The organism is Duganella sp. GW821-FHT07G03 (assembly GCF_059418605.1).
Genome location: NZ_JBWKQE010000020.1, coordinates 1 through 23,793 on the forward strand (window position 1 = coordinate 1; position 23,793 = coordinate 23,793).

The window sequence follows — 23,793 nt, forward strand, 5'->3', positions numbered from 1 at the left end:
ACAACGGTCATTAAATCTCCTTGATGGCGGCAGTGTCCTGCCAAATGACCGTTTACACAATATTATTTACACCCTCGACGCGCCTGGCATTTTGTAGGTAAATGACCGTGCTCGGCCAGCAGCAGACGTTCACTTAGAAGAGACTCGAATATGAAAATCATTTTGCTTTTCTTTGCCGTCGTCTTCCTTGCCGCCTGCGCTACGTCCAAACAAATTAATGGCCCAAATGGTACACTCTCTTATGCGATTAGATGCGGTGCGGCTGTACTGAACGTTTGCTATGAGAAGGCTGGAGTGCGTCTACCGCTGCAATCGGCCAACAATCTGCCATTGCTGACAGCTCTTATTGAGAAGCGATTATTGTGGTCAATCAAATGAAAATACTACCAATCGTAATGCTTGCGCTTATGCCATTAGGTGGTTTTGCCCAAGCTGAGTCCGAGGAAGTCATCTTGCTTCGTATGTTGCAGACAGTTCGGTTCGCCGATATCAATCGCGCCGCCCTCTACTCAAAATGCTCTTCCTCAAAATCCGATCCTCTCCCGTTGATGCAGTCGTTGTGCAAGCGCCAAAACTCCATTCCGGATTCGGTTATCGAGTCTGCAGCAATGCCATACCTAACTAAGTATGTGAGCAAAGAATTAGCGGAGAAAGCGATTAATTTTTGGTCTTCGAAGCCAGCCCGCACCTTGAAGGATCAATTGATTCTCGAAGTAAGCCTGGGCGAGAACGTTTTGCTTACCAATGAACAGTCCACCCTATTCCATCTCGAGGAAGGGTCCGATTTTGGCATTGCACTTCGTAGATTTGCTGCAGACCGAGAACAAGGTCTAGCTGTGGCGAAGGCCATGTTCTTATACTCATCAACCAAAGATGCTTTGGAAATGGAACGGTCGCACTGACCTCGGTTCCAAAGATAGATGTCAAAGCATTTGTGAGGGATTGTGCTTTCAAACTTCCTTTTGAGCGAGCAGCCACCTCGCCGGTACGAACCTGACCTTGAATTGTAATGTCGGCTTCGGGGCGGTTACTGCCGGTCGCCTGATGTGACGTGCGAACTCACATTTGAGCCCCGCGCTTCAGCGGCAACCTGAATGCTAGCTAGGATATTTGCACCGCTGAGTGATTGCGCGGTGTGGCGTCTTCATGAAACAGATCGGCCAGGTACTCGCACAGCTCATGCTCCGCAACCTCGCCTGGCACAATGAAATCCGCAGGCCGCCGTTTGCCCTCGGCGCCGAAGTAGAACGCCCGCCACGCGCCCTGCCCGCCGCTGATGGCGATCAGCCGCCCGAACACATTGAAGCGCAACTCCTTCACAGCGTCAGCGGCAGGCTGCGCAGGCGCTTGCCGGTCAGCTTGAACACCGCGTTGGCCACCGCCGGCGCGATCGGCGGCGTGGCCGGTTCGCCCATGCCCTCGGGATGCTCGGTGCTCGGCATGATGATGCTCTCCACCTCGGGCGCCTGGTTCATGCGCACCACCGGATAGTCATGGAAGTTGGTCTGTTCGACCTTGCCGTCCTTGATCGTCACCGCGCCGAACAAGGCCGCCGACAGCCCGAACACCACCGCCGATTCCACCTGCTGCGCAATGATGTTGGGATTGATGGCGATGCCGCAATCGACCGCGCACACCACCCGGTGCACGCGGATCTCGGTGCCCTCGACCGACACCTCCGCCACCTGCGCGACGATGGTGCCGAACGACTGGTGCAGCGCCACGCCATGCGCGCGCCCCGCCGGCGCAACGCCGGCCTTGGCCACCGCCGCATCCAGCACTGCCAGATGGCGCGGGTGCCGTTTCAGCAGGCCGCGCCGGAATTCCACGCCGTCCTTGCCCGCCGCATGCGCCAGCTCGTCGATGAAGCTCTCTTTGAAAAACGCGTTGTGCGAATGCCCGACCGACCGCCAATACCCCAACGGCACCGGACTGTCGACGATCACATGTCGAATGCGCTGGTTAGCGAATTCGTACTGCATATCGAACTCGCCTTCGACCGTGGTCTTGTCCGGCCCACCGGGCGGCAAGCCCAGGTTGCGCTTGAAGAACTGGTGCGACACCGAACCGCTGGCCGACTTGTTATCGTAGCCCAGCACATTGCCCGCCGCATCCAGGCTGGCGCTGAAGCGCGCCAGCGCCGCCGGGCGGTACACGTCGTGCGTGGTGTCGTCCTCGCGCGACCAGATCATCTGCACCGGCAGGCCGCGCGTCTCCTTGGCCAGCGCCACCACCTGCGCCACCATGTCCACATCCAGCCGCCGGCCGAAGCCGCCGCCCAGCAGGGTCACCACCAGCACCACCTTGTCCTCCGGGACACCGGCCACCTTGGCCGCCGTCGCCACCGCAAAACCGGGCGACTGCGTCGGCGCCCACAGGTACACATAGCCGTCCTTGACCTGCGCCGTGCAGTTGATTGGCTCCATCGCCGCATGCGCCAGATAGGGCGCGCGATATTCCGCCGCCACGGTTTTGGCGACGCCGGCAACCTTGCCCTCCACCGCGTCCATGTCGCCGTCCTTGTGGTAGGCGTGGCCCGATTCCGAATCCAGTTTGGCTGCGAACTCCGCGTAGATGGCGGCGCTCGACATCTTGGCCCGCTCGTCGGTCGACCACTGCACCGGCAAGGCTAGCGCGGCTTGTTTGGCTTGCCACCAGGTCTTGGCCACCACCGCCACGCCGGCGCCGGCGCCGGTCCTGGCCGGCAGCGCGCTGGAAAAGTCGACCACGCGCATCACGCCCGGCATCTTCAACACCGCATCCTTGTCGACGCTGGCGACCGTGCCGCCGATCACCGGCGACATGCGCACCGCCGCATAGACCATGCTCTCGGGACGCACGTCGAGGCCAAACACCGCCGTTCCGTTCACCTTGGACGGCGTGTCGCGGCGCGGCTGCGCACGGCCGATCAGCTTGAAATCCTTGGGCGACTTCAGTCGGATCTCGCCCGGTGACGCGGTGGCGGCGGCAATCGCCAGCGCGCCGTAGGCCAGGCGCCGGCCATCGGCATGGATGACGGAACCGTCTTCGGTGCGGCACTCTTCCACGCGCGCATTCCACTGTTTGGCGGCGGCGGCGACCAGCATCGCGCGCGCGGCGGCACCGGCTTCGCGCATCGGCTGCCACGCGTCCTTGACGCTGGACGAGCCGCCGGTGATGACCAAGCCCAGCTCGCGCGCCACCTTGCCGACGGTCCAGCTGACCACCGCTTTCAGGTTGCCGTTGTCGTCCGGGTGGAAGGGCAGGCCGTCCTTGAGCATCGCGATATTGCCGTAGATTTTATCGGCCGGCGCCTGCACCAGCCGCACTGCCGACAGCGGCACGTCCATCTCTTCGGCCACCAGCATCGGCAAGGCGGTGTGCACGCCCTGCCCCATCTCGCTGCGCGCCATGGCCACGCTCACGGTGCCGTCGGGCGCCACCGCGACCCAGCCATTGAGCGCGATCGAGGCGCCGCCCAGCAGCATCGGATGCGAAGCATGCAGGCGCTGCCTCGGCGGCATCGCGCCCCAGCCCACGATCAGCGCGCCGACTGCGGCCACGCCGCCGAAAATAAAGCGCCTGCGCGTTCTCTTTGATGGCTGCACTGGAGGTCTCCGATCGTTTATGGTTGATGCCAGCGTGTCAGCAGGTCTTGCGCTGCCACCGGCTTGCTGTAGAAGTAGCCCTGCGCCAGGCGGCAACCGTGACGCAGCAGGAAGGCCGCCTGTTCTTCGGTCTCCACGCCCTCCGCGATCACCGACAGGTTCATGCTCTTGCCCAGCTGGATAATGGCGATGGCGATCGCCTCGTCGTTGACGTCGGTCGAGATGTCCTTGATGAAGGAACGGTCGATCTTCAAGGTCTGCACCGGCAGCTGCTTCAGGTAGGCCAGCGACGAGTAGCCGGTGCCGAAATCGTCGATCGCCAGGCCCACGCCGATCGAGTGCAAATCGTTGATGAAGACCATGGCGTCGCCGGTGTTCATGATCACCGACTCCGTCACCTCCAGTTGCAGGCGATCCGGCTCCAGCCCCGTCTCGCGCAGGATGTCGGCCACCATGTTGACGATGCTGCCACGCTCGAACTGCTTGGCCGACAGGTTGACCGCCATCTTCGGCACGTGCAGGCCGGCCGCCTGCCAGCGCATCATCTGGCGGCAGGCTTCTTCCAGCACCCACTTGCCCAACTGGTTGATGAAGCCCGTATCCTCGGCCAGCGGGATGAAGCGGATCGGCGGGATCAGGCCCAGTTCGGGGTGGTTCCAGCGCACCAGCGCCTCCACGCCGATCAGGCGGCCGGTATCGATTTCCACCTGCGGCTGATAGTTGAGGAAGATCTCGTCCTTCTCGATCGAGCGGCGCAGGAAGGTCTCCAGCCGCAGGCGCTCGACGCCCTCGCCCGTCATCGACGGCGTGTAGAAGCTGTAGCCGTTGCGGCCGCGCGCCTTGGCCTGGTACATCGCCACGTCGGCGTTCCGTATCAGCATATTCAGGTCGATCGCGTCTTCCGGGAACACGCTGATGCCGACGCTGCAGGTGACGAACAGCTCGTGGCCGGCCACCATGAACGGCTGCTCGAACATCTGCACCAGCTTCTCGGCGACCTGGCTGGCGCCGAACTGGTTCTCGATATTCTCCAGCAGCACAATGAACTCGTCGCCGCCCAGGCGCGCCAGCGTGTCGCCCTCGCGCAGGCGCTCGAGCAGGGCCTTGGCGACCTGCTTGAGCAGCTCGTCGCCGATGTGGTGGCCCAGCGTGTCGTTGACGTTCTTGAAGCGATCCAGGTCGATGAACAACAGCGCCAGCTGCTCGCCGTCGCGCGCGGCGCGCAGCAGGGCGTGCTGCAGGCGGTCGTGGAACAGCAGGCGGTTCGGCAGCGCGGTCAGCGGATCGTGGTGCGCCAGGTGGTCCAGTTTCTCCTGCGATTCCTTGGCCTTGGTGATGTCGCTGAACACGCCGACGTAATGCGTGGTCTGGCCGCGGGTGTCGCGCACCGCGCTCACCGTCAGCCATTCCAGATACAGTTCGCCGTTCTTGCGGCGGTTCCAGATCTCGCCGCGCCAGAAACCGGTTTCCACCTGCTCGGTCCACATGTCGGCGTAGAAGTCGGGGTCGTGGCGGCCGGAGCGCGTCAGCGTGTGGTCGTGGCCCAGCGCCTCCTGCTCGGTGTAGCCGGTGATCTGCGTGAAGGCCGGATTGACGGCGACGATGATGCCGTGGGCGTCGAGCACCACCACGCCGTCGGCGATGTGTTCGATCACGGTGGCCGACAGGCGCAGCTTCTCTTCGGCCTCCTTGCGCGCGGTGATGTCGGCGTACACCCAGATGCTGCCTTCGTTGGCGCGCTTGTTGTCCAGCGCGTAGCCGCTGACCATGCACCAGAACAGGCTGCCGTCCTTGCGGCGGTAGTGACGCTCTTCGTTGAAGTAGTCGCCTTCCGACAGCGACGGATACTGGCGCGCGCCGGCCGATTCGAAATCGAAGGAGTTGGGGAACACGATGGCGGTCGAGGCGCCGGTCATGGCGCCCGGCTCGTAGCCGAACAGTTCTTCGCAGCGGCGGTTGACCGAGACGATCTGGCGGTTACGCACGAACATCACGCCGAACATCACGTTGTCCAGGATCGCGCTCTGCTCGGCCAACAGCGCCTCGATGCGCATCTCGTTGTGCTTGCGCTGGCTGATGTCGGAGATGATGCCGTCCACCCAGGGCGCGTTGCCGTCGCCGTCGTGCGGCTGCGGCTGGCCGTTCTCGGCCACCCAGCGCTCGGTGCCGGCGGCGTCCAGGATGCGGTATTCGACCTCATAGGGCTGGGCGCCGCGGATCGCCTCGGACACCGCGCGGCGCTGCTTCTTGCGGTCTTCCGGCGCGATCAGGTTGGTCCACGAATGGGTGGTGCTGCGCATGAACTGCGCGGCCGAGTAGCCGGAGATCTCCTCGATGGCGTCGGAGACGAAATCGATCGGGCCGTCGGGACGGAAGCGGAACACCGCGCCCGGCACCTGCGTGACGATGGTGCGGAAACGCTCCTCGCGCTGGCCGATGTCTTCGAACAGGCGCTTGATCGCCACCCGCATCTGCTCCAGCTGGCCGGCCAGGCGGCCCAGCTCGTCGTTGCCGACCAGGTCCAGCCGGGTTTCGAAATCGCCGTGCGACAGGCGGTCGGAGAAGCGCATCAGCTTGCGCAGCGGCTTGATCAGGCGGGAATTGAGGAATAGCACGATCAGCAGCAGCGACACCATCAGCTGCCCGGCCAGCACAAACACATAGGACAGCTGCTTCTCGCGCAGCTCCTGCTGGCTGCGGGCGTCGTCCATCTCGACCGTGATGCGGCCGATGCGCTCGCCACGCACCAGGATCTCGCGCTCGGCGCGGAACACATTGCCGGCAGCCTGGCGCGGCGAATGCACGCTCATGAACTGGGTGTCGGCCTGGCCGACCACTTCCACCTGCAGCACCGACTGGTCGCGCATCACCGACTCGACCAGCGAATGGGCCGACTCGGCATTCATATTCCACAGCGATTCCTGCATGCCCAGCGCCAGGATGTCGGCGTTGCGCTGCAACGACTCCTTCAGCGTGGCGCGCGCCGACTGCTGCTCGTGCACGCCGATCAGCAGATAGCTGCCGATGATGGCCGGGATCACCAGGCCGCCAAACACCACCAATAACAGCGCACCATAGATCGATAGACCGTACAGGGCGCTGAGCCGGGTACGCATCCGCTGGTAGAAGGCGCTAATCATGCACCGGTACGTTGTAGTGATAAGTTTGCATCATCTGTTTAAAATTGGTTAGTCGCGCAAACTTGAAGGTTACTAACTGGAATTATGCACGGAAAAGCATCGAAAAGTCATCGTGCAAGCAAAAAACCCACAGGCAGGCTATCATCGCGGCTCAATTCAACAGAGGGCCTTGCCATGACCACTTTCTCCATGTATTCCGCCTCCATTCCCGTGTTCAAGCAAATTCTGAACAGCCTGCTGGTCATCCTCGACAAGGCTGAAACCCACGCCGCCGAGAAAAAGATCGAGCCTAACGCGCTGCTGCAGTTCCGCCTGTTCCCGGACATGCTGCCGTTCACCCGCCAGATCCAGATCGCCTGCGACTTCTCGAAAGGCGCCGCAGCCCGCCTGGGCGGCCTGGAAGTGCCGTCGTACGAAGACACCGAAACCAGCTTCGCCGAGCTGAAAGAGCGCATCGTCAAGACCCTGGCCTACATCGACAGCGTGCCGGCCAGCGCCATCGAAGGCAGCGAAACGCGCGAAATCACCACCGGCAGCGGCGAGAAGACCAAGCACTTCACCGGCCAGAGCTATCTGTTCCACTATGCGCTGCCGCATTTCTTCTTCCACGCCACCACGGCTTACGACATCCTGCGCCACAACGGCCTGGACATCGGCAAGAAGAACTTCATCGGCACGTATTGATCAGCTACTGAATCAAGTATTCCGGCGCGGGTAGCCCTGCGCCAGGATGCGTTGCCACACCAGCTCCTTCTGCGCGTCGTTCATCGACACCCAGTGCGCCACCTCGACCACCGACCTGCCGCAACCGCGGCAGATCTCGTCGAAGGTGGTGGAGCACACCGCCACGCAGGGCGTATCCGGACGCACCGGCAGGTCGGCCATCATTTCACCTGCATCAGCTTGTCCCAGCCGTCATGGCCCAGGGCGCGCAGCGTCTCGATGTTCTTTTCAAAGATGTCGCCCGCTTCCGGGAAAGCCTCGACCGCGCGTTCCACGCTCTCCTCGCGCAGCAGGTGCAGCGTCGGGTACGGCGCGCGGTTGGTGTAGTTTTCGATATCGTTCTTGTGCGTGTCGGCGAACTGGTAGTCCGGATGGAAGCTGGCCACCTGCAGGATGCCGTCCAGCTCCAGGTCTTCCAGCGCGGCGTCGGCCACGTCCAGGAACTCGTTGTAGTCCTCGAAGTCGGCCAGCACGTTCGGATGGATGATCATCGTCGTGTCGACCTTTTCCGGCGAGGTCTCGGCCAGGTATTCCAGCTCTTCGATCAGCTTTTCCAGCAATTCCTCGGGCGTGGCGGCCTCGCAGACCACGTAGCGGATCTGCTTCTTCACATGCACGGCCTTGGCAAACGGACACAGGTTCAGGCCGATGACGGCCTTCTCCACCCAGTTGACGGTCTCGGCGATGACGGCGTCGTGATCGATGGCGGGGTTACTCATAGTTCAATTCCTTGGTGACTGCTCAAAAGCAGAATTGTACGCACTCTTTGCGGGAACTCATACTTCAGCCATTTTGCAGCGATCTCCGGCTTATTTACATAGAATTATTGCGTAAAAGAATTAGTCATCCACCTGACATATTTCTTGACTCGCTAACCCGACCTTCGTACACTCCACGTTTATTCATAGTCCGCTCGATGTTGCTCGTCGATAACAATGGAAAACTATGCAAGCACGTATTTCTAAATCCGCCGCCTTGGCGACCCTGCTGGCCCTGATGGCGCCGGCGATCAGCCAGGCCTACGATGAAGCACCGGGCCTGCCGCCGGCGGCGTCCCTGCCGCTGTCCGCCCTGCCCAACGCCCTCTCCAAGTCGTCCGCTCCCCTCGATGTCTCCTCCCTGAAAGCCAGCAAGCCGGCCAAAGCAGCCGAGGATGATGCTTTCCGCGAAAAAGACGTCTGGGGCCGCATCCGCAGCGGCTACGCCATTCCGGACATCAGCAACGAGCTGGTGGCCAAGCACGTCAACTGGTACGCCGCCCGTCCCGAGTACATCAGCCGCACCACGGCGCGCGCCTCGCGCTACCTGTTCCACGTCGTCACCGAGCTGGAAAAGCGCGGCATGCCGACCGAACTGGCGCTGCTGCCCTTCATCGAATCCGCGTTCAACCCGCAAGCGCTGTCGAGCGCCAACGCCGCCGGCATGTGGCAGTTCGTGCCGGGCACCGGCCGCGACTACAACCTCAAGCAGGACGCCTTCAAGGACGAGCGCCGCGGCGTGCTGGCCTCGACCGACGCCGCGCTGAGCTACCTGCAGCGCCTGTACGACATGTTCGGCGACTGGCAACTGGCGCTGGCCGCCTACAACTGGGGCGAAGGCTCGGTGCAGAAAGCCATCAAACGCAACCAGGCCGCCGGCAAGCCGACCGACTTCGAAAGCCTGGCCGAACTGATGCCGGCCGAAACCCGTAACTACGTGCCCAAGCTGCAGGCGGTGAAGAACATCATCGCCAATCCGGCCCAGTACGGCCTGAACCTGCCGGCCATCGACAACACGCCCTACTTCACCGCCGTCGACAAGACCAGCGACATCGACCTGACCATCGCCGCCCACCTGGCCGAGCTGTCGGTCGACGAGTTCAAGGCGCTGAACCCGCAGTTCAAGCGCCCGGTCATCACCGGCGACGAACAGACCAAGATCCTGCTGCCCAAGGAAAACGCCGACAAGTTCCACCTGAACCTGGCGCAATGGGGCAAGGACCTGTCGACCTGGACCACGCACAAGATCACCACCGCCCGCGAAAGCATCGGCACGCTGGCCTCGCGCTTCCACACCACGCCGGAAGTGATCCGCCAGGCCAACAACATCCCGCAGAAATCGATGTTAAAAGCCGGCTCCACCATCCTGGTGCCGAAGATTTCGACCTCGGCCAGCGTCGACATCTCGCCCGAAGTGGAGCGCAACGCCACCGTCGCCTTCGAGGCCGAACGCGAACGCACCACCAGCAAGTCCGGCTACAAACTGGCCAAAGGCGGCAAGGCCGCCAAGTCCAGCCCGGTGACGCTGGTCAAGGCGCGCGTCTCGCGCGACGCCGTCAAGGGCAAACACCGTAAAAACCACGACTGACGACGGTCCGCCCCCGGTGAGCACGCATGCCGCCGGGGTTGCGACTGCGATCAAAGGTTGCAGTCGCGGCCCACTCGCCCTACAATCTTGGTCTTGCAGCGGCCGGCAACGCGCCTCTCACACAAACAACAACCCCACTGACGTCGCCAGCCAGCCCACCAGGGCAAGCCACGGCGCGCAGTTGCAATCGGAGTCACTATGGCGTTCTTGCAAGGCAAAAAAATCCTCATCACTGGTTTGCTGTCGAACCGTTCCATCGCTTACGGTATCGCCAAGGCCTGCCATCGCGAAGGCGCCGAACTGGCGTTCACCTACGTCGGCGAACGCTTCAAGGACCGCATCACCGAATTCGCCGCAGAGTTCGACAGCAAGCTGGTCTACGACTGCGACGTCGGCAGCGACGAGCAGATCGCCGCGCTGTTCGCCGACCTGGGCCAGAGCTGGTCGCAGCTGGACGGCCTGGTGCACGCGATCGGCTTCGCGCCGCGCGAAGCGATCGCCGGCGAGTTCCTGGACGGCCTGACCCGCGAGAACTTCCGCATCGCCCACGACATCTCGGCCTACAGCTTCCCGGCGATGGCCAAGGCCGCGCTGCCGCTGCTCAAAGATGGCTCGTCGCTGCTGACCTTGTCGTACCTGGGTGCGGTGCGCGCCATCCCTTACTACAACACCATGGGCCTGGCCAAGGCTTCGCTGGAAGCGTCGGTACGCTACCTGGCGGAAAACCTGGGCAAGCTGGGCATCCGCGCCAACGGCATCTCGGCCGGTCCGATCAAGACGTTGGCCGCGTCCGGCATCAAGGACTTCGGCAAGCTGCTGGGCTTTGCCTCGTCGCACGCGCCGCTGCGCCGCAACGTCACGATTGAAGAAGTGGGCAACACCGCCGCCTTCATGCTGTCCGACCTGGCCTCCGGCATCACCGGCGAGATCACCTACGTCGACGGCGGCTTCTCGCACGTCATGGGCCTGAACGCGGAAGACTACACCTAAGCCGCTCGCGCCTCGCCCAAGCAAAACGCCCTGCATGCAGGGCGTTTTTCATGCGGGGGCGATTTTCAGGCGCGGCGGCGACGCAGCCAGGCGGCCATGCCCAGCAGGCCGGCGCCCAGCATCAGCGCCGACGACGGTTCCGGCACGGCAGCCGTGACGCTGACATTGTCCAGGCCGATGTAATACACCGCCTGGCCGCCGGCGAACGAGACCTCGGTGCTCGCGCCACTGGCCACGAAGGACATCGTCACATGGTCCCAGGAACTCGCCAGGTTGGAGGTCGAGGTCCAGACCTGCTGCCCCACCACGTTGCCGGCCGTGACAAACAGGCTGTCGTTGCTGCCGAAGTTGTAATTGACGGAATTGCCGATATCGAAGCTCAGCGTATAAGTCGCCCCCGCCGTGGTGGCGATGCTCTGCTTGACGCCGCCGCCGGTGGCGCTCTGGTCATGCCAGCCCGTCAGGTCGAGGAAGTTATTGCCCTGCGACGCGTTGATTGAATACGGATTGCCCAGGCCGATCCAGGCGATGTCGTTGCCGCCGATGACGGTCCAGCCGGCCAGCGTGCCGCCATCGCCGCTCAACAACTGCTGCGACCCAGGGTCGCTGTGATTGGCGACGATGGCGCCGGCTTCAAAGCTGCCGTTGGTGATCAATTCGGCTGCGCCCGCGTGCGCAGCCAGCGCCAGCGCAGCGGCCAGCAAGGTCGATTTCAGTTTCATGGTTTCCCCTGGTGCGATGAGTTTCTTTGTATCCTGCAATGGCCAAGCGACTTTCAACTTGATTAGTATAAATTGTATTTTTCACATCATCAAGCACTGCCTGCGGCCTTGTGCAAGCGCACACACACGGCCATTTTTCAAGCCGGACCCGACAATTTCGGGCCGCCGCCGCACGTCCACCATCAACGTCCCAGTCCGTCGAAATTGCATCGCGCAACACAGCGAAATACACAAAGTTGACACACAAGTAACTGCGGCACTGCACAATAGCCGGGGATTGACCTATACAGACCAGCCTAACTGCTGTATAGTGTCGCCTGTGCGCTGCAGTGAGCGCGCTGCGACAAACGCAGCGCCGATTGATCAGCCAGGTATTACTAGCAGCTTCGCAAGCCTTAGCGCATCACCCTGATGTCGCTATTAAAGCCCTCCCGCCTTTGGTGTCGCACCTGACATCGTCCCGGCGCAAAGCTTTTGTGCCGAAATTTCTTTCGATTTTGATTGAGTCATTTCGTTTTGGTAGGCGTAGCTATTTCGCGTTCGGCTTTTGCACGAACGCCGGTTTTTTACGAAAGAACAGCATGACATTTGAAGCACTTGGTCTCAACACGTCCCTCATTAAAGCCCTGACCGACGCCGGCTACACCGCGCCGACTCCAGTACAGCAGCAGGCCATCCCTGCCGCTATCGCAGGCAAGGACTTGTTGGTTTCCTCGCAAACCGGTTCCGGCAAGACTGCAGCGTTCATGCTGCCGTCGCTGCACCGTTTGTCCGAGATCGACCCGGCCGCTGCCGGCAAGACTCCGAATCAAGAAATGCAAGCCGCCCGTGCCCGTGGCGAGCGCCCACGTTTTAAAGCTGCACAGCCAAAAATGCTGGTGTTGACCCCAACCCGCGAACTGGCCCTGCAAGTGACCTCCAATACCGACAAATACAGCGTCAACCTGCGTCGTTTGAAAGCAGTGTCGATCCTGGGCGGTATGCCTTACCCAAAACAGATGCAACTGCTGGCCAAGAATCCTGAGATTCTGGTGGCAACCCCAGGCCGTCTGATCGACCACATGGAATCGGGCAAGATCGACTTCTCGCAGCTGGAAATCCTGGTGCTGGACGAAGCCGACCGCATGCTGGACATGGGCTTCATCGACGACATCGAAAAAATCGTCGACGCTACCCCGTCGACCCGCCAGACCATGCTGTTCTCGGCCACGCTGGACGGCGTGGTCGGCAACATGGCGCGCCGCATCACCAAGGATCCGCAAGTGATCCAGATCGTCAGCGCCGCCAACAAGCACGAAAACATCACCCAGCGCGTGCACTTCGTCGACGACCTGTCGCACAAGAATCGCCTGCTGGACCACCTGCTGCGCGACGACTCGCTGGACCAGGCCGTGGTCTTCACCGCCACCAAGCGTGACGCCGACACCATCGCCGACCGTCTGAACATCGCCGGTTTCTCGGCCGCCGCACTGCATGGCGACATGCACCAGGGCGCCCGTAACCGCACGCTGGACAGCCTGCGCCGCGGCCAGGTGAAGATCCTGATCGCCACCGACGTCGCCGCCCGCGGTATCGACGTGCCGACCATCACCCACGTGTTCAACTACGACCTGCCGAAGTTCCCGGAAGACTACGTGCACCGCATCGGCCGTACCGGCCGTGCTGGCCGCAATGGCCTGGCGATCTCGCTGGTGAACCACGCTGAAGGCATGAACGTCAAGCGCATCGAACGCTTCACCAAGCAGCTGATTCCGGTCAACGTCATCGAAGGCTACGAGCCTAAGAAGACCGCGTCGGCATCGCGTTCGTCCCCGCGTCCAGGCGGCTGGAAACCAGGCGACAACCGTGGCGGCGCCAAGCCATCCGGCCAGCGCACGTTCAGCAAGCCAGGCGCACCGCGCAAAGAAGGCAGCACCACCGGCGGCGGCTACAAGGGCAGCAACCCACGCAGCACCGACGGCGCACGCCGCAGCTACGGCGACCGTTAATCGCTAGTCCGCTGAATTAAAAAGCCCCCGTTGGCCTGATCCCGATCAGTGCCAACGGGGGCTTTTTGCATTGGGCTTAGCGCTGGCGCCGCACCAGTTCGACGATGACACGTTCAAGCGTCGTCGTTCCCGCCCACTCAATCGCGGTGGCGTCGCTCTTGATGTCGATATGCGAGCCATTGAGGCCACAGGTCATTTCGGTGAAGCCAGCCAGTGCGGCGGGTGAGAAACCGGCATCCGCCAGCGCCTTGGGCCACGCCGTTTCCGGCAGCTCCACCACCTCGACAGGCTTCCCGAGCGCGGCTGAAATAATGGCGGCGACGTCATTCGCTGCGTAGTCCTTGGGGCCCGAGAGCGTGACGACGCTGCTCCCCTTCCTCGCCTCCTGCAGCAAAGCCGCTGCGGCGCAGCCAACATCAACAGTCGCCACCATTGGAATAGTCCGCTGCGCCGGCGCCAGAAACGTCGGCAGTGCGCCGCTGTGTATCGCATGCCCGACCATCGGCATCCAGTTCTCCATGAAATAGGCAGCGCGCAGAAACGTGATGGGCACACCGCTTGCGCCCAGACGCTGCTCGAACATGCGGTTCATCCCTATCCATCCCGTTCCGCTTTCACGATCGGCGCCCACCGAGGATAGCGCCACCAGTCTGGGCACCTCCGCCGCAACCGCAGCGCGCGCCGTGATAGTAGCGATCAAGTCCGCCCGCTCGAACAGGTCTACACGTTGGTAATGCTGCGGATTGACGACATAGGCGCCCTGAGCCTGACTGAGCGCCGTGACCATCGAGGCCAGGTCGGTCAGGTCGGCCACGACGACTTCTGCGCCGCGTTCGGCCCACGGTCGGCCTTGGGCCGGGTCGCGCACGACGACGCGCACCGGCAGGCCGGCGCGCAAAAGTGCATCGGCGGCAGCGCCGCCGGTACGGCCGGTCACGCCGAACACTACGTAAGGATGGGGGAAGCAAGCAGTCATACGGAAATCTCCTGTTCAGTTGAACCCGAATGGTGCATGATGGCCCGACATTCACCAATGACATAGAAGTCATAGCCAACATGCACCAAGTGGATTTATCGACACTCGACCTCAACCTGCTGAAACTGTTCGAAGCCCTCGTTCGGGAGCGCAGCGTCACCCAGGCGGGCCTCCGCCTGGGCCTGAGCCAGCCGGCCGCCAGCCGCGCGCTGGCGCGACTGCGCACGATGCTGGGCGACCGCCTGCTGGTGCGCGGCAAGCTCGGCCTGGAACTGACGCCGCGCGGCGAGGCGCTGGCAGGTCCGGTGGCCAAGCTGCTGGACGATGCCCGTGGCATCATCTCGCCTGCCGTCTTCGATCCCGCCTCGGCAACGGGGCGCATCACGATCGCCGCCCACGACCACCTGAGCCTGATGGTCCTGGCCGGTTTGATGGCCCGCTTCGAGCGCCATGCGCCTGCGCTCAGTCTCCACATCGCGCAACCCGTTGGGGACAATGTGCGGCTGATCGAGCAAGGGGGCGCGGATCTGGCGCTGGGAATTTTCAAGGCGCTGCCCGGCAGCTTCCATCGCCGCGGCCTGTACGCGGACAGCCTGGTGTGCGTGGCGCGGTCCGGTCATCCCGGCCTGGCGGATGGGCTCAGCCTGGAACGATATGTGGGCTTGCGTCACATTGCCGTGACCATTTCCGGCGTCGGAGAAAGCGCGGTCGACGTGGCGCTCACGGCACTGGGGCTCACGCGCCATGTCGCGCTGCGGGTTCCCCACTTTCTTGCTGCTGCGATGTTGGTGGCGGACAGCGACATGATACTCACGCTGCCTGGCCGCTTGGCGCGCCTGCTTGCGCAAACTCTTCCGCTGGCGCTGCTGGATCTGCCGCTACAGGTCGCGCCCTTGTCGCCAGCCATGATCTGGCACGAGCGCTTCCATCGCGACCCCGCCCACGTTTGGGTCAGGCAGCAGCTGGTCGAGGTTGTCACGTCGTTCAACACGCCCGCGTAAATGCCAAACACCCTCAGGACAAAATCCAACACCCCTTGCGCTGGATTTCGTCGTGCATCGCGTCGGGCGCCAGGTCAAGCTCCCCTGGCCAAGTAACCACACCATCCACCACGGCCACTTGGCCAAATAGCGTATGGTCACGTAGATGAGCAAAAACTCCTCGGAACGCAGACGGGTTAAATTTAACGACGCCCTCAACTCCGTCCTTAAACCGCACCCAGAGAGTATGCTCGTCGTGTAGTTTCAGATCGACGACATCCCATTCCATATGTTTTACTCCAATGGCGATATTGGATTAGGAGTCTGCATAGATTCACAAAGACGCCAGTTTTCCAATAATTCATCTTGATGCAACTCGGCCCAGTCCAACACCAAGCCGAGTGCCCTGGGAGGTAATCGGCCGCCCATCAGTTCTTGTTTCCGAATATCGATTGTGGCCTTGAATTCACCATACCTCACGTGAAAATGCGGTGGGAGATGATCCCGGAAAAACATCTGAATCACAAGTCCGTAAAAGATGCTAATCGTAGGCATGGCTCACCGCTCCGACGTATGAACTTGAAATCAGTATAGCAAACCCCTGCTTACGCCCTGCCCGCAATCCGCAAGATCCGCCGAAAGGTGGGGCATTCCATGTGACTGGCGGCCTTGCACACGGCCGCGTGCCGCAGGCCGTCGCGCATGGCGGTGAGTTTCTTGATGGTGCGGTCCAGATCGTCCGCCTTGGTGGTCAGCAAGTGGCGGTCGATGCGCAGGTCGCCGTCGGCGCCGAACATGCCGGCGATTTCGTCGAGCGTGAAGCCGGAGGCCCGGCCCAGCGCGATCAACGCCAGGCGCTCGACCACGCCAGCATCGTACAGCCGGCGCAAGCCGCGCCGGCCGATCGGAGCGATCAAGCCCTTTTCCTCGTAAAATCGCAGCGTGGATGCGGGCATGCCCGATATTCGCGCCACTTCGGCTATGTCCAGACTCGCCATCGCTTGACCTCAAGTTGACTTGAAGTGGCACAGTAGCACTTTCACTTTTTGAAGACAAGCGAGAGGACAGATCATGGACGCATCACTATGGAACGGCGCAGCCGGTAACACCTGGGTCGCCGCGCAAGACATGCTCGACCGGATGTACCAGCCCATCGAGGACTTGATCGTCCAGGCCATCCCCGCCGAGGCGCGCCGGGTGCTGGACGTCGGCTGCGGCACCGGCAGCGTCGTGCACGCCATCGCCCGCCGGCTCGGCCCGGACGGCCACTGTACCGGCGTCGACGTCTCCGCGCCGATGCTGGCCGCCGCCGCAGCCAGAGGCCAGCAGCCCAACATCAGCTACATCCTCGGCGACGCGCAGCAGCACGCCTTCGAATCCGCCAGCTTCGACGCCATCGTCTCGCGCTTCGGCCTGATGTTCTTCGACGATCCCGTGGCCGCCTTCCGCAACCTGCGGCGCGCGGCGCGCGAGCGCGCAAGCCTGCACGCCATCGTCTGGCGCAGCCCCGAGGACAATCCCTTCATGACCGCCGCCGAGCGCAGCGCGGCCGATTTGCTGCCCGGCCTGCCGCTGCGCCGTCCCGACGAGCCCGGCCAGTTCGGCCTGGCCGACCGGCAGCGCCTGCACGCCATCCTCGAACACAGCGGCTGGAGCGACATCGCCATCGCGCCGCTGGACGTGGTGTGCAGCTTCCCCGAAAACCGTTTATACCAATACCTGACCGAGCTCGGCCCGGTAGGCCGCGCGCTGCAAACGGCGGACCAGCACACCCGCCAGCAAGTGGCGCAAGCCGCCCGCGCCGGCTTCGCGCCTTACGTGCGCGGCGACGAAGTCCGCTTCACGGCGGCCTGCTGGGATATCAAGGCAACCGGGCCGGCGATTTTATGACGTCTTGCGGCGACGGGCCACGCAGCCCATCAGGCCCAAACCGGCCAGCAGCATGGCGTAGGTCTCTGGCTCAGGTACGACTGTAATGTTGAGTGTCGGCGCAAATCCGCCATCAATGTTGGTGGTCGCCGAAAAGTAGGCGATCGGGCTGCTTTGATCGACGCGTTTAAATGTCCAGCCGTAATTTGCCTGGCTACCGCTGGTCCATGCATTGATTGCCGAGGTCACATCGACGGAACGCCAGATGCGGGAATGGCTGTCTGCAATGTTGAGCGCCGCAGCGGAGCTCGAATTGTAGGTCGGCGCGCTACTCCAGGTGCTGATCGTGGAAATCCAGCCGGAGGTGTTCTGGAACAGGTCGAATTCAGCACCCGGCGTGCCGTTATACTGGTGATACAAATTTAATGTTGCGTTGCCAATCGTCTTGCCGGCATAAGCCGTCAAATCAAACTGCAGCAAGCCGATATTCTGCACGCCATTATCCCAATTCAGCGTCAGGAAATTGCTGGTTCTATAGTCGTTGACAGCAATGTTCCCCACCTGGCTAGGCGACAGCGGGGCAGCGAAAGCGCTGCAGGCAAACAATCCGCAAGACAGGATACCGGCAACCATGCATTTGGCGTAGCGACTACTTTTCATTGTTTTCATTGTTTATCCGTTCAGTTGTAGGAAGGCTTGGATAGCCTAAAGTGAAACTCTTGTCATATTTTTAATTATAATAAAAACAACAAATAAATGCTATCGCTATTTCTGCCACATGACGTCGAATAGCTTGGTCGATTAATCATAAAAAGTTGCGAATTGCCACAATATGCCTAGTCGTGAGCCGTCTACAAAGCTATGACACCACCGAATTCAACCACCGAACAGGACATCGCTGCCACCGTACTGCGGGAGCGGTCTCGTCTCGGGAATTTTATCCGGCGCCGCGTCAGCGATCCGACCGATGCGGACGACATCCTGCAAGATGTGTTCTACGAATTCGTCCAGGCCTACCGGCTGCCGGAGCCGATCGAGCAAGTCAGCGCCTGGCTGTTCCGGGTGGCGCGCAACCGCATCATCGACCGCTTCCGCAAGAAGAAGGAAGTGCGGCTCGACGACCTGGCCGGCGACGACGGCGAGGACTGCCGCCTCGACCTGCTGCTGCCCTCGCCCGACGGCAGCCCGGAAGACGCCTACGCCCGCTCGACGCTGCTGGCCGAACTGCAAACGGCGCTGGAGGAATTGCCGGCCAACCAGCGCGAGGTGTTCATCGCGCACGAACTGGACGGCGCCAGCTTCAAAGAAATGGCCGCGCAAAGCGGCCTGTCCATCAACACCCTGTTGGCCCGCAAGCGCTACGCCGTCCTGTATCTGCGCACGCGCTTGCAAACCCTGTACGACAACGAATGAAATGAAAGAAAGGAGTGACTGAAATGAAAAGGAAACTGCTGTTCCTGCCGCTGATCCTCGTGGGGGTGGCCGCGCTGGCCTGGGTGGTGATGATGTTATGGAACTCGGTCATGCCCGGCGTGTTCGCCGGCAGCATGCAAATCGACTACTGGCGCGCGCTAGGCCTGCTGGTACTATGTCGGATTCTGTTCGGCGGCTTCCGCGGCCGCCACGGCGGCGGCCACTACGGCCGCGAACGCTGGCAGCGCTGGCAGGCGATGACGCCCGAAGAGCGCGCACAATTCCACAAAGACCGCGGCGCCTACTGCCGCCCCAACAAAGAATAAGACACATGACTAAACCCGTAGCGACGCCGTTCACCGGCTATCAAAAAACCGTGGTGGCGATGCTGGCCTTCCTGCAATTCGCCGTCATCCTCGATTTCATGCTGATGTCGCCGCTCGGCGCGGTCATCATGCCGGCGCTGAGCATCAGCCCCAAGCAGTTCGGGCTGGTGGTGTCGGCCTACGCCTTCAGCGCCGGCGCGTCCGGCCTGCTGACGGCCGGTTTCGCCGACCGCTTCGACCGCAAGAAACTGCTGCTGTTCTTCTATACCGGCTTCATCCTCGGCACGCTGTGGTGCGGCATGGCGCAAAGCTATGAATCGCTGCTGGCCGCGCGCATCGTCACCGGCCTGTTCGGCGGCGTGATCGGTTCCATCGTGCTGGCCATCGCCAGCGACCTGTTCCTGCCGCAACAGCGCGGCCGCGTCATGGGCTTCATCCAGACCGCGTTCGCCGCCAGCCAGGTGCTGGGCATCCCGGCCGGCATCTATTTGTCGAGCCACTGGAACTGGCACATCCCCTTCGTCGCCATGGCCGCCTTCGGCCTGAGCGGCGGCCTGCTGGTGGCGTGGAAGCTGCAGCCGGTCAATGCCCACCTCGGCAAGCCGCAGGAGCACAGCGCCTGGATGCACCTGTTCCACACCGTCACCGAGCGGCGCTATCTGCTGGCCTTCGCCACCACCGCCTTGCTGACCACCGGCGGCTTCATGCTGATGCCGTTCAGCAGCGCCTACATCGTCAACAACCTGGGCATCGACCTGTTCCACCTGCCGACGGTCTACCTGGTCACCGGCCTGTGCACCATCTTCATCGGCCCGCTGATCGGCAAGCTGGCCGACGCGGTCGGCAAGTTCCGCGTGTTCACCTTCGGCACCACGCTGACCATCACCATGGTGCTGGTCTACACCCACCTGGGCGTGACCGCGCTGCCGGTGTTCATCGTCATCAACACCGTGCTGTTCATCGGCATCTTCTCGCGCATGATCCCGTTCCAGGCCATGATGGCGGGCGTGCCAGCGCAGACCCAGCGCGGCTCGTTCAACGCCATCAGCGCCTCGATCCAGCAGCTGTCGGGCGGCGTGGCCTCGGTGCTTGCCGGCCATATCGTCACCCAGGGCGTGTCCGGCCAGCTGCAGCATTTCGACCGGGTGGGCTTCGTCGTGGTCGGCACCTCGCTGGTCGGCCTGGCCTTGCTGTGGCGCCTGAACCGCAACACGGCGGCGGCGGCCATGCCGCAGGCCGCCGCCATGACAAAATAGCCCCACATCTTAAAATAACTCAATATAGTTGCCACGCAGCACTATTTTGAGCATATAATTGCACTGAGACATCATCCCAACCAACCTGGAACCATTCGAAAGGGAATCAGCGCATGAACGCAAGGAATATGGACGCAGCCTGCTTACGCGCACTGCGCCGTCGCGGACACTCGGACGCCAGCATCACCGCCATGAGTCCGGAAGAAGCATTTTGTGAATACTGTGCCTATCACGGCATCATGAACCTGCTGCCGACGACCTTGCAGATGCTGGACAAATTGCGCGGCGAACCGCTGGCGCAGTAACGAGCAACAACCCGGTCACGGACGGCCCGGTCGAATTTTCGGCCGGGCCGTTTCGCATTCAGCCTGCCGGCACTATGCCGATTTCGATATCCAAGGCCTCGATTACATCATTGAACGGCTATGGCTCCGCCCCGTATAATTTTTTCATAGTTACAAGGGAGACGCCATGAACGCGCCAAATCCAAACTGGTTCCTGCGCGCGCGCCTGAAAACCCGCCAGCTGCTGTTGCTGATCGCGCTGGACGACGAGGGCACGTTGATGCGCGCGGCCGAAGTCCTGTGCATGACCCAGCCAGCCGCCTCCAAGCAGCTCAAGGAACTCGAGGACATGCTCGGCATCGCGCTGTTCGAGCGCCTGCCGCGCGGCATGGAACCCACCATCTACGGCGAGAGCATGATACGCCACGCACGCATGGCGCTCACCAGCCTGGCGCGCGCGCATGAGGACATCGTCGCGCTCCGGGCCGGCCTGGCCGGCCAGGTCGACGTCGGCAGCATCATGACGCCGGCCATGCGGCTGCTGCCCTGCGCCATCACCCGCGTCAAAAAGCTGGCGCCGCTGCTGCGTATCGGCGTGCAGGTTGAATCGAGCACGGTGCTGCTCGAACGCCTACAACGGGGCAACTTCGATTTTCTGCTGGCGCGCATGAGCGGTCTGTCCGACAAAGCCGACCTGCAATACGAGGAGCTGGCGGCCGAACCGGTGGTGGTGGTGGCGCGCGTCGGCCACCCGCTGGCCGGGCGCGCGCGGCTCTCGCTGCACGAACTGGCGTCCGCGCCGTGGATCATGCCGCCGCCCGGCAGCATCCTGCGCCAGCGCTTCGACCAGCAGTTCCACAACGCCGGCCTGGAGCCGCCGGGCGACGTGGTCGACACCAGCGAAATCGTGCTCATCACCAGCATGCTGCAAATGAGCGACGCGCTGAACGTGATGTCGGCCGACATCGCGCTGCACTACCAGGAACTGGGCCTGCTGGCGGTGCTGCCGATCGAACTGGCCTGCCAGATGGACCCCTACGGCATCATCCGCCGGCGCGACCGCCTGCTGTCGCCGGGCGCCGAGCTGCTGCTGCAAGCGATACGCCGCCAGGCCTCGACCAGCCTTGCCGTATTCGATATGGCAGACGCATAAAAGGTGAATGGACTGCTATGCCCCCGCGCGCATAGCATGCCAAAAACACCTATAGGGAGACTGCCTTGAAACACCTGTCCTTTGCGCGCCGCCTCGGCGCGCTGTTCCTGATCGCGCCGCTGGCCAGCCAGGCCGCCAACCTGCTGGAACTGAATTCGCCCGACCGCCAGCTGCGCGTCACCATCGACACCGGCGAGCAGCTGACGCTGGCGGTCAGCCACCGCGACGCCCAGCTGGTGCTGCCCTCCGCCATCGGCCTGAAACTGAGCGGCATCGGCACCCTGGGCGACCATCCGCGCCTGACCAAGCAGCAGCGCACCAGCATCGACACCACGGTGCGTCCCGTGGTGGCGCAGAAATCGCGCCAGGTGCGCGACCACTACAACGCCTTGCAGCTGGACTTCGCCGGCGGCTACACGCTGGAAGTGCGCGCCTACGACGAAGGCATCGCCTACCGCTTCCGCACCGAGCTGCCCGGCCAGGTGACGGTGGAGGACGAACTGGCCGGCGTCCACGTGCGGCCGCAGGACACGCTGTACTGGCCGCAGGAGAAGTCCATGCAGTCGCACAACGAGCACTATTACCAGCCGCTGGCCGTCAGCGAGGCGGTGGGCAAACTGGTGGGCGTGCCGGCGTTGGTGCGCAGCGGCGGATCGCACCTGGTGCTGACCGAATCCGGTCTGCGCGACTATCCAGGCATGTACCTGCACGGCGAGGCGGACGGCCTGCGCGCCGTGTACCCGAAAGTGGCGCTGGCCGACACCGCGCGCGACGACCGCAACGTGCCGGTGACGCAGGAAGCGCCCTACATCGCGCGCACCGCCGGCACCCGCGCCTACCCATGGCGCATCATGGGCATCGCCGCCGACGCCGGCGGCCTGCTGCTGAACCAGATGCCCTACCTGCTGGCCGACGCCCAGGAGCTGAAGCAAACCGACTGGATCAAGCCGGGCAAGGTGGCGTGGGACTGGTACAACGGCAACCACCTGTACAACGTGCCGTTCAAGTCCGGCATCGACACGCGCACCTATCGCCACTACATCGATTTCGCGGCGGAGAACGGCCTCGAATACATCATCATGGACGAAGGCTGGTATGAGCTGGGCGACCTGCTGGCGGTCAAGCCGGCCATCGACATGCCGGCGCTGATGGCGCATGCCAGGGAACGCGGCGTCGGCATCATCTTGTGGGTGTCGTGGAAAACGCTGGACACCCAGATGACGGCGGCGCTGGACCAGTTCGCGCGCTGGGGCGCGGCCGGCATCAAGGTCGACTTCATGCAGCGCGCCGACCAGTGGATGGTCAACTACTACGAGCGCGTAGCGCGTGAAGCGGCCTCGCGCAAGCTGCTGGTGGACTTCCACGGCAGTTTCAAGCCCAGCGGCCTGCAACGCACCTGGCCGAACGTGCTCACCTTCGAAGGCGTGAAGGGTCTGGAGAACGACAAGTGGACCGACAAGCAGACCCCGGAGCACGACGTCACCGTGCCCTTCATCCGCATGTTCGCCGGGCCGATGGACTACACCCCCGGCGCCATGAGCAACGCCCACCGCAAGGACTTCGTGGCCAGCTTCGACCGCCCCATGAGCCAGGGCACGCGCGCGCACCAGCTGGCGATGTACGTGATCTATGAAAGCCCCTTGCAGATGCTGGCCGACAGCCCGTCGCAATACCGCGCCAATCCCTCGTCGCTGGCCTTCATCCGCAAGGTGCCGGTGGAGTGGGACGAAAGCCGCGTGCTGCACGCCGATTTGGGCCGCTACGTGGCCATGGCGCGCCGCCACGGCGACACCTGGTATGTGGGCGCCATGACCGGCGCCGACGGCCGCGAACTGGCGCTCGACCTGTCCTTCCTGGGCGAAGGCAGCTACCAGATGAGCAGCATGGAAGACGGTCCGAACGCGGCGATCTTCGCCACCGACGTGCAGGCCGGCAGCGCCGACGTGACCCGCGCCAGCCGCCTCACCATGCGCCTGGCGCCAGGCGGCGGCTGGGCCGCCATCATCCGCCCAGGCACGCCTGCGAAATAAGGAGAACGTC

Annotated in this window: 25 protein-coding genes; 14 read left to right on the top strand and 11 right to left on the bottom strand. The window is 62.8% G+C overall.

The features are described from left to right. Window positions 1–150: 150 nt before the first annotated feature. Window positions 151–378 carry a hypothetical protein gene (locus AC07OK_RS22250; RefSeq protein WP_494692334.1) on the top strand — a complete coding sequence of 76 codons (228 nt, stop codon included), beginning with the start codon at window positions 151–153 and terminating at the stop codon, window positions 376–378. Then, complete coding sequence (locus tag AC07OK_RS22255; protein WP_494692335.1) at window positions 375–902, top strand: hypothetical protein; 528 nt, start codon at window positions 375–377, stop codon at window positions 900–902. Before AC07OK_RS22250 ends, AC07OK_RS22255 begins: the two co-directional genes overlap by 4 nt. A gap of 199 nt (window positions 903–1,101) precedes the next feature. Here AC07OK_RS22255 and AC07OK_RS22260 read toward each other — a convergent pair whose 3' ends face one another. The 3 genes from AC07OK_RS22260 to AC07OK_RS22270 form a co-directional block, all read right to left on the bottom strand. Next, on the bottom strand, window positions 1,102–1,320 hold the full coding sequence (locus tag AC07OK_RS22260) for a DUF7661 family protein (RefSeq protein ID WP_494692336.1): 219 nt from the start codon (window positions 1,318–1,320) through the stop codon (window positions 1,102–1,104). Continuing rightward, entirely contained in the window at window positions 1,317–3,503 is a 2,187-nt protein-coding gene (locus tag AC07OK_RS22265) for a xanthine dehydrogenase family protein molybdopterin-binding subunit (protein WP_494692447.1), read from the bottom strand. The genes AC07OK_RS22260 and AC07OK_RS22265 overlap by 4 nt, the downstream gene beginning before the upstream one ends. A 101-nt stretch (window positions 3,504–3,604) precedes the next feature. Then, on the bottom strand, window positions 3,605–6,727 hold the full coding sequence (locus AC07OK_RS22270) for an EAL domain-containing protein (protein ID WP_494692337.1): 3,123 nt from the start codon (window positions 6,725–6,727) through the stop codon (window positions 3,605–3,607). Between the two features lie 174 nt (window positions 6,728–6,901). Between AC07OK_RS22270 and AC07OK_RS22275 the strand changes: the two genes are divergently transcribed. Then, window positions 6,902–7,411: a DUF1993 domain-containing protein gene (locus AC07OK_RS22275; protein ID WP_020706036.1), complete on the top strand. Its 510-nt coding sequence runs from the start codon at window positions 6,902–6,904 to the stop codon at window positions 7,409–7,411. A 12-nt stretch (window positions 7,412–7,423) separates the two neighbouring features. Here AC07OK_RS22275 and AC07OK_RS22280 read toward each other — a convergent pair whose 3' ends face one another. Then, window positions 7,424–7,612 carry a DUF1289 domain-containing protein gene (locus AC07OK_RS22280; protein ID WP_494692448.1) on the bottom strand — a complete coding sequence of 63 codons (189 nt, stop codon included), beginning with the start codon at window positions 7,610–7,612 and terminating at the stop codon, window positions 7,424–7,426. Then, window positions 7,612–8,169: a DUF1415 domain-containing protein gene (locus AC07OK_RS22285; protein WP_494692338.1), complete on the bottom strand. Its 558-nt coding sequence runs from the start codon at window positions 8,167–8,169 to the stop codon at window positions 7,612–7,614. The genes AC07OK_RS22280 and AC07OK_RS22285 overlap by 1 nt, the downstream gene beginning before the upstream one ends. Before the next feature lie 226 nt (window positions 8,170–8,395). On the opposite strand from AC07OK_RS22285, the gene AC07OK_RS22290 reads away from it, so the two are divergent. Then, window positions 8,396–9,796, top strand: a complete 1,401-nt coding sequence (locus tag AC07OK_RS22290; RefSeq protein WP_494692339.1) for a transglycosylase SLT domain-containing protein — start codon at window positions 8,396–8,398, stop codon at window positions 9,794–9,796. A gap of 198 nt (window positions 9,797–9,994) precedes the next feature. Then, the gene (fabI, locus tag AC07OK_RS22295; protein ID WP_020706032.1) at window positions 9,995–10,786 is read left to right on the top strand and encodes an enoyl-ACP reductase FabI; all 792 of its coding nucleotides are present in this window, start codon (window positions 9,995–9,997) and stop codon (window positions 10,784–10,786) included. Window positions 10,787–10,851: 65 nt separating this feature from the next. On the opposite strand, the gene AC07OK_RS22300 is transcribed toward fabI, so the two are convergent. Next, window positions 10,852–11,508 carry a DUF642 domain-containing protein gene (locus tag AC07OK_RS22300; protein WP_494692340.1) on the bottom strand — a complete coding sequence of 219 codons (657 nt, stop codon included), beginning with the start codon at window positions 11,506–11,508 and terminating at the stop codon, window positions 10,852–10,854. Window positions 11,509–12,089: 581 nt separating this feature from the next. Here AC07OK_RS22300 and AC07OK_RS22305 point away from each other — a divergent pair. Beyond that, the gene (locus AC07OK_RS22305; RefSeq protein WP_494692341.1) at window positions 12,090–13,496 is read left to right on the top strand and encodes a DEAD/DEAH box helicase; all 1,407 of its coding nucleotides are present in this window, start codon (window positions 12,090–12,092) and stop codon (window positions 13,494–13,496) included. Window positions 13,497–13,572: 76 nt separating this feature from the next. Here AC07OK_RS22305 and AC07OK_RS22310 read toward each other — a convergent pair whose 3' ends face one another. After that, window positions 13,573–14,472: an NmrA family NAD(P)-binding protein gene (locus AC07OK_RS22310; RefSeq protein WP_494692342.1), complete on the bottom strand. Its 900-nt coding sequence runs from the start codon at window positions 14,470–14,472 to the stop codon at window positions 13,573–13,575. Window positions 14,473–14,501: 29 nt separating this feature from the next. Between AC07OK_RS22310 and AC07OK_RS22315 the strand changes: the two genes are divergently transcribed. Then, window positions 14,502–15,473 carry a LysR family transcriptional regulator gene (locus AC07OK_RS22315; protein WP_494692343.1) on the top strand — a complete coding sequence of 324 codons (972 nt, stop codon included), beginning with the start codon at window positions 14,502–14,504 and terminating at the stop codon, window positions 15,471–15,473. 13 nt (window positions 15,474–15,486) lie between these two features. Here the strand turns inward: AC07OK_RS22315 and AC07OK_RS22320 are convergent, their stop codons facing one another. From AC07OK_RS22320 to AC07OK_RS22330, 3 genes are read right to left on the bottom strand one after another with little or no spacing between them, the layout of a single operon-like run. Continuing rightward, the gene (locus tag AC07OK_RS22320) at window positions 15,487–15,741 is read right to left on the bottom strand and encodes a DUF2442 domain-containing protein (RefSeq protein ID WP_494692344.1); all 255 of its coding nucleotides are present in this window, start codon (window positions 15,739–15,741) and stop codon (window positions 15,487–15,489) included. 5 nt (window positions 15,742–15,746) lie between these two features. After that, a complete protein-coding gene (locus tag AC07OK_RS22325; protein WP_494692345.1) occupies window positions 15,747–16,007 on the bottom strand; it encodes a DUF4160 domain-containing protein in 261 nt (86 codons plus the stop codon). A gap of 50 nt (window positions 16,008–16,057) precedes the next feature. After that, window positions 16,058–16,450 (bottom strand): helix-turn-helix domain-containing protein, encoded by a 393-nt coding sequence (locus AC07OK_RS22330; protein ID WP_494692346.1) that lies wholly within the window; start codon window positions 16,448–16,450, stop codon window positions 16,058–16,060. Window positions 16,451–16,523: 73 nt separating this feature from the next. Between AC07OK_RS22330 and AC07OK_RS22335 the strand changes: the two genes are divergently transcribed. Further along, a complete protein-coding gene (locus AC07OK_RS22335; protein WP_494692347.1) occupies window positions 16,524–17,342 on the top strand; it encodes a class I SAM-dependent methyltransferase in 819 nt (272 codons plus the stop codon). Here AC07OK_RS22335 and AC07OK_RS22340 read toward each other — a convergent pair. Next, the gene (locus tag AC07OK_RS22340; RefSeq protein WP_494692348.1) at window positions 17,337–17,990 is read right to left on the bottom strand and encodes an FxDxF family PEP-CTERM protein; all 654 of its coding nucleotides are present in this window, start codon (window positions 17,988–17,990) and stop codon (window positions 17,337–17,339) included. The two genes, AC07OK_RS22335 and AC07OK_RS22340, sit on opposite strands and share 6 nt — an antisense overlap. A gap of 192 nt (window positions 17,991–18,182) precedes the next feature. On the opposite strand from AC07OK_RS22340, the gene AC07OK_RS22345 reads away from it, so the two are divergent. The 6 genes from AC07OK_RS22345 to AC07OK_RS22370 all read left to right on the top strand — a co-directional run bounded on the left by AC07OK_RS22345 (window position 18,183) and on the right by AC07OK_RS22370 (window position 23,783). Beyond that, window positions 18,183–18,734, top strand: a complete 552-nt coding sequence (locus AC07OK_RS22345) for an RNA polymerase sigma factor (RefSeq protein WP_494692349.1) — start codon at window positions 18,183–18,185, stop codon at window positions 18,732–18,734. Between the two features lie 23 nt (window positions 18,735–18,757). Further along, the gene (locus AC07OK_RS22350; protein WP_020706023.1) at window positions 18,758–19,060 is read left to right on the top strand and encodes a hypothetical protein; all 303 of its coding nucleotides are present in this window, start codon (window positions 18,758–18,760) and stop codon (window positions 19,058–19,060) included. A gap of 5 nt (window positions 19,061–19,065) precedes the next feature. Then, window positions 19,066–20,316, top strand: a complete 1,251-nt coding sequence (locus AC07OK_RS22355) for an MFS transporter (protein ID WP_494692350.1) — start codon at window positions 19,066–19,068, stop codon at window positions 20,314–20,316. Between the two features lie 113 nt (window positions 20,317–20,429). Then, entirely contained in the window at window positions 20,430–20,621 is a 192-nt protein-coding gene (locus AC07OK_RS22360) for a hypothetical protein (RefSeq protein ID WP_494692351.1), read from the top strand. A gap of 166 nt (window positions 20,622–20,787) precedes the next feature. Then, window positions 20,788–21,753: a LysR family transcriptional regulator gene (locus AC07OK_RS22365; RefSeq protein WP_494692352.1), complete on the top strand. Its 966-nt coding sequence runs from the start codon at window positions 20,788–20,790 to the stop codon at window positions 21,751–21,753. 65 nt (window positions 21,754–21,818) lie between these two features. Then, window positions 21,819–23,783 carry a glycoside hydrolase family 97 protein gene (locus tag AC07OK_RS22370; RefSeq protein ID WP_494692353.1) on the top strand — a complete coding sequence of 655 codons (1,965 nt, stop codon included), beginning with the start codon at window positions 21,819–21,821 and terminating at the stop codon, window positions 23,781–23,783. Window positions 23,784–23,793: the final 10 nt, after the last annotated feature.

Coding starts and splice junctions, on each gene's coding strand:
- AC07OK_RS22250 (WP_494692334.1), top strand. CDS start 151: ATGAAAATCATTTTGCTTTTCTTTGCCGTCGTCTTCCTTGCCGCCTGC.
- AC07OK_RS22255 (WP_494692335.1), top strand. CDS start 375: ATGAAAATACTACCAATCGTAATGCTTGCGCTTATGCCATTAGGTGGT.
- AC07OK_RS22265 (WP_494692447.1), bottom strand. CDS start 3,503: ATGCCGCCGAGGCAGCGCCTGCATGCTTCGCATCCGATGCTGCTGGGC.
- AC07OK_RS22270 (WP_494692337.1), bottom strand. CDS start 6,727: ATGATTAGCGCCTTCTACCAGCGGATGCGTACCCGGCTCAGCGCCCTG.
- AC07OK_RS22275 (WP_020706036.1), top strand. CDS start 6,902: ATGACCACTTTCTCCATGTATTCCGCCTCCATTCCCGTGTTCAAGCAA.
- AC07OK_RS22280 (WP_494692448.1), bottom strand. CDS start 7,612: ATGGCCGACCTGCCGGTGCGTCCGGATACGCCCTGCGTGGCGGTGTGC.
- AC07OK_RS22285 (WP_494692338.1), bottom strand. CDS start 8,169: ATGAGTAACCCCGCCATCGATCACGACGCCGTCATCGCCGAGACCGTC.
- AC07OK_RS22290 (WP_494692339.1), top strand. CDS start 8,396: ATGCAAGCACGTATTTCTAAATCCGCCGCCTTGGCGACCCTGCTGGCC.
- fabI (WP_020706032.1), top strand. CDS start 9,995: ATGGCGTTCTTGCAAGGCAAAAAAATCCTCATCACTGGTTTGCTGTCG.
- AC07OK_RS22300 (WP_494692340.1), bottom strand. CDS start 11,508: ATGAAACTGAAATCGACCTTGCTGGCCGCTGCGCTGGCGCTGGCTGCG.
- AC07OK_RS22305 (WP_494692341.1), top strand. CDS start 12,090: ATGACATTTGAAGCACTTGGTCTCAACACGTCCCTCATTAAAGCCCTG.
- AC07OK_RS22310 (WP_494692342.1), bottom strand. CDS start 14,472: ATGACTGCTTGCTTCCCCCATCCTTACGTAGTGTTCGGCGTGACCGGC.
- AC07OK_RS22315 (WP_494692343.1), top strand. CDS start 14,502: ATGGTGCATGATGGCCCGACATTCACCAATGACATAGAAGTCATAGCC.
- AC07OK_RS22320 (WP_494692344.1), bottom strand. CDS start 15,741: ATGGAATGGGATGTCGTCGATCTGAAACTACACGACGAGCATACTCTC.
- AC07OK_RS22325 (WP_494692345.1), bottom strand. CDS start 16,007: ATGCCTACGATTAGCATCTTTTACGGACTTGTGATTCAGATGTTTTTC.
- AC07OK_RS22330 (WP_494692346.1), bottom strand. CDS start 16,450: ATGGCGAGTCTGGACATAGCCGAAGTGGCGCGAATATCGGGCATGCCC.
- AC07OK_RS22335 (WP_494692347.1), top strand. CDS start 16,524: ATGGACGCATCACTATGGAACGGCGCAGCCGGTAACACCTGGGTCGCC.
- AC07OK_RS22340 (WP_494692348.1), bottom strand. CDS start 17,990: ATGAAAACAATGAAAAGTAGTCGCTACGCCAAATGCATGGTTGCCGGT.
- AC07OK_RS22345 (WP_494692349.1), top strand. CDS start 18,183: ATGACACCACCGAATTCAACCACCGAACAGGACATCGCTGCCACCGTA.
- AC07OK_RS22350 (WP_020706023.1), top strand. CDS start 18,758: ATGAAAAGGAAACTGCTGTTCCTGCCGCTGATCCTCGTGGGGGTGGCC.
- AC07OK_RS22355 (WP_494692350.1), top strand. CDS start 19,066: ATGACTAAACCCGTAGCGACGCCGTTCACCGGCTATCAAAAAACCGTG.
- AC07OK_RS22360 (WP_494692351.1), top strand. CDS start 20,430: ATGAACGCAAGGAATATGGACGCAGCCTGCTTACGCGCACTGCGCCGT.
- AC07OK_RS22365 (WP_494692352.1), top strand. CDS start 20,788: ATGAACGCGCCAAATCCAAACTGGTTCCTGCGCGCGCGCCTGAAAACC.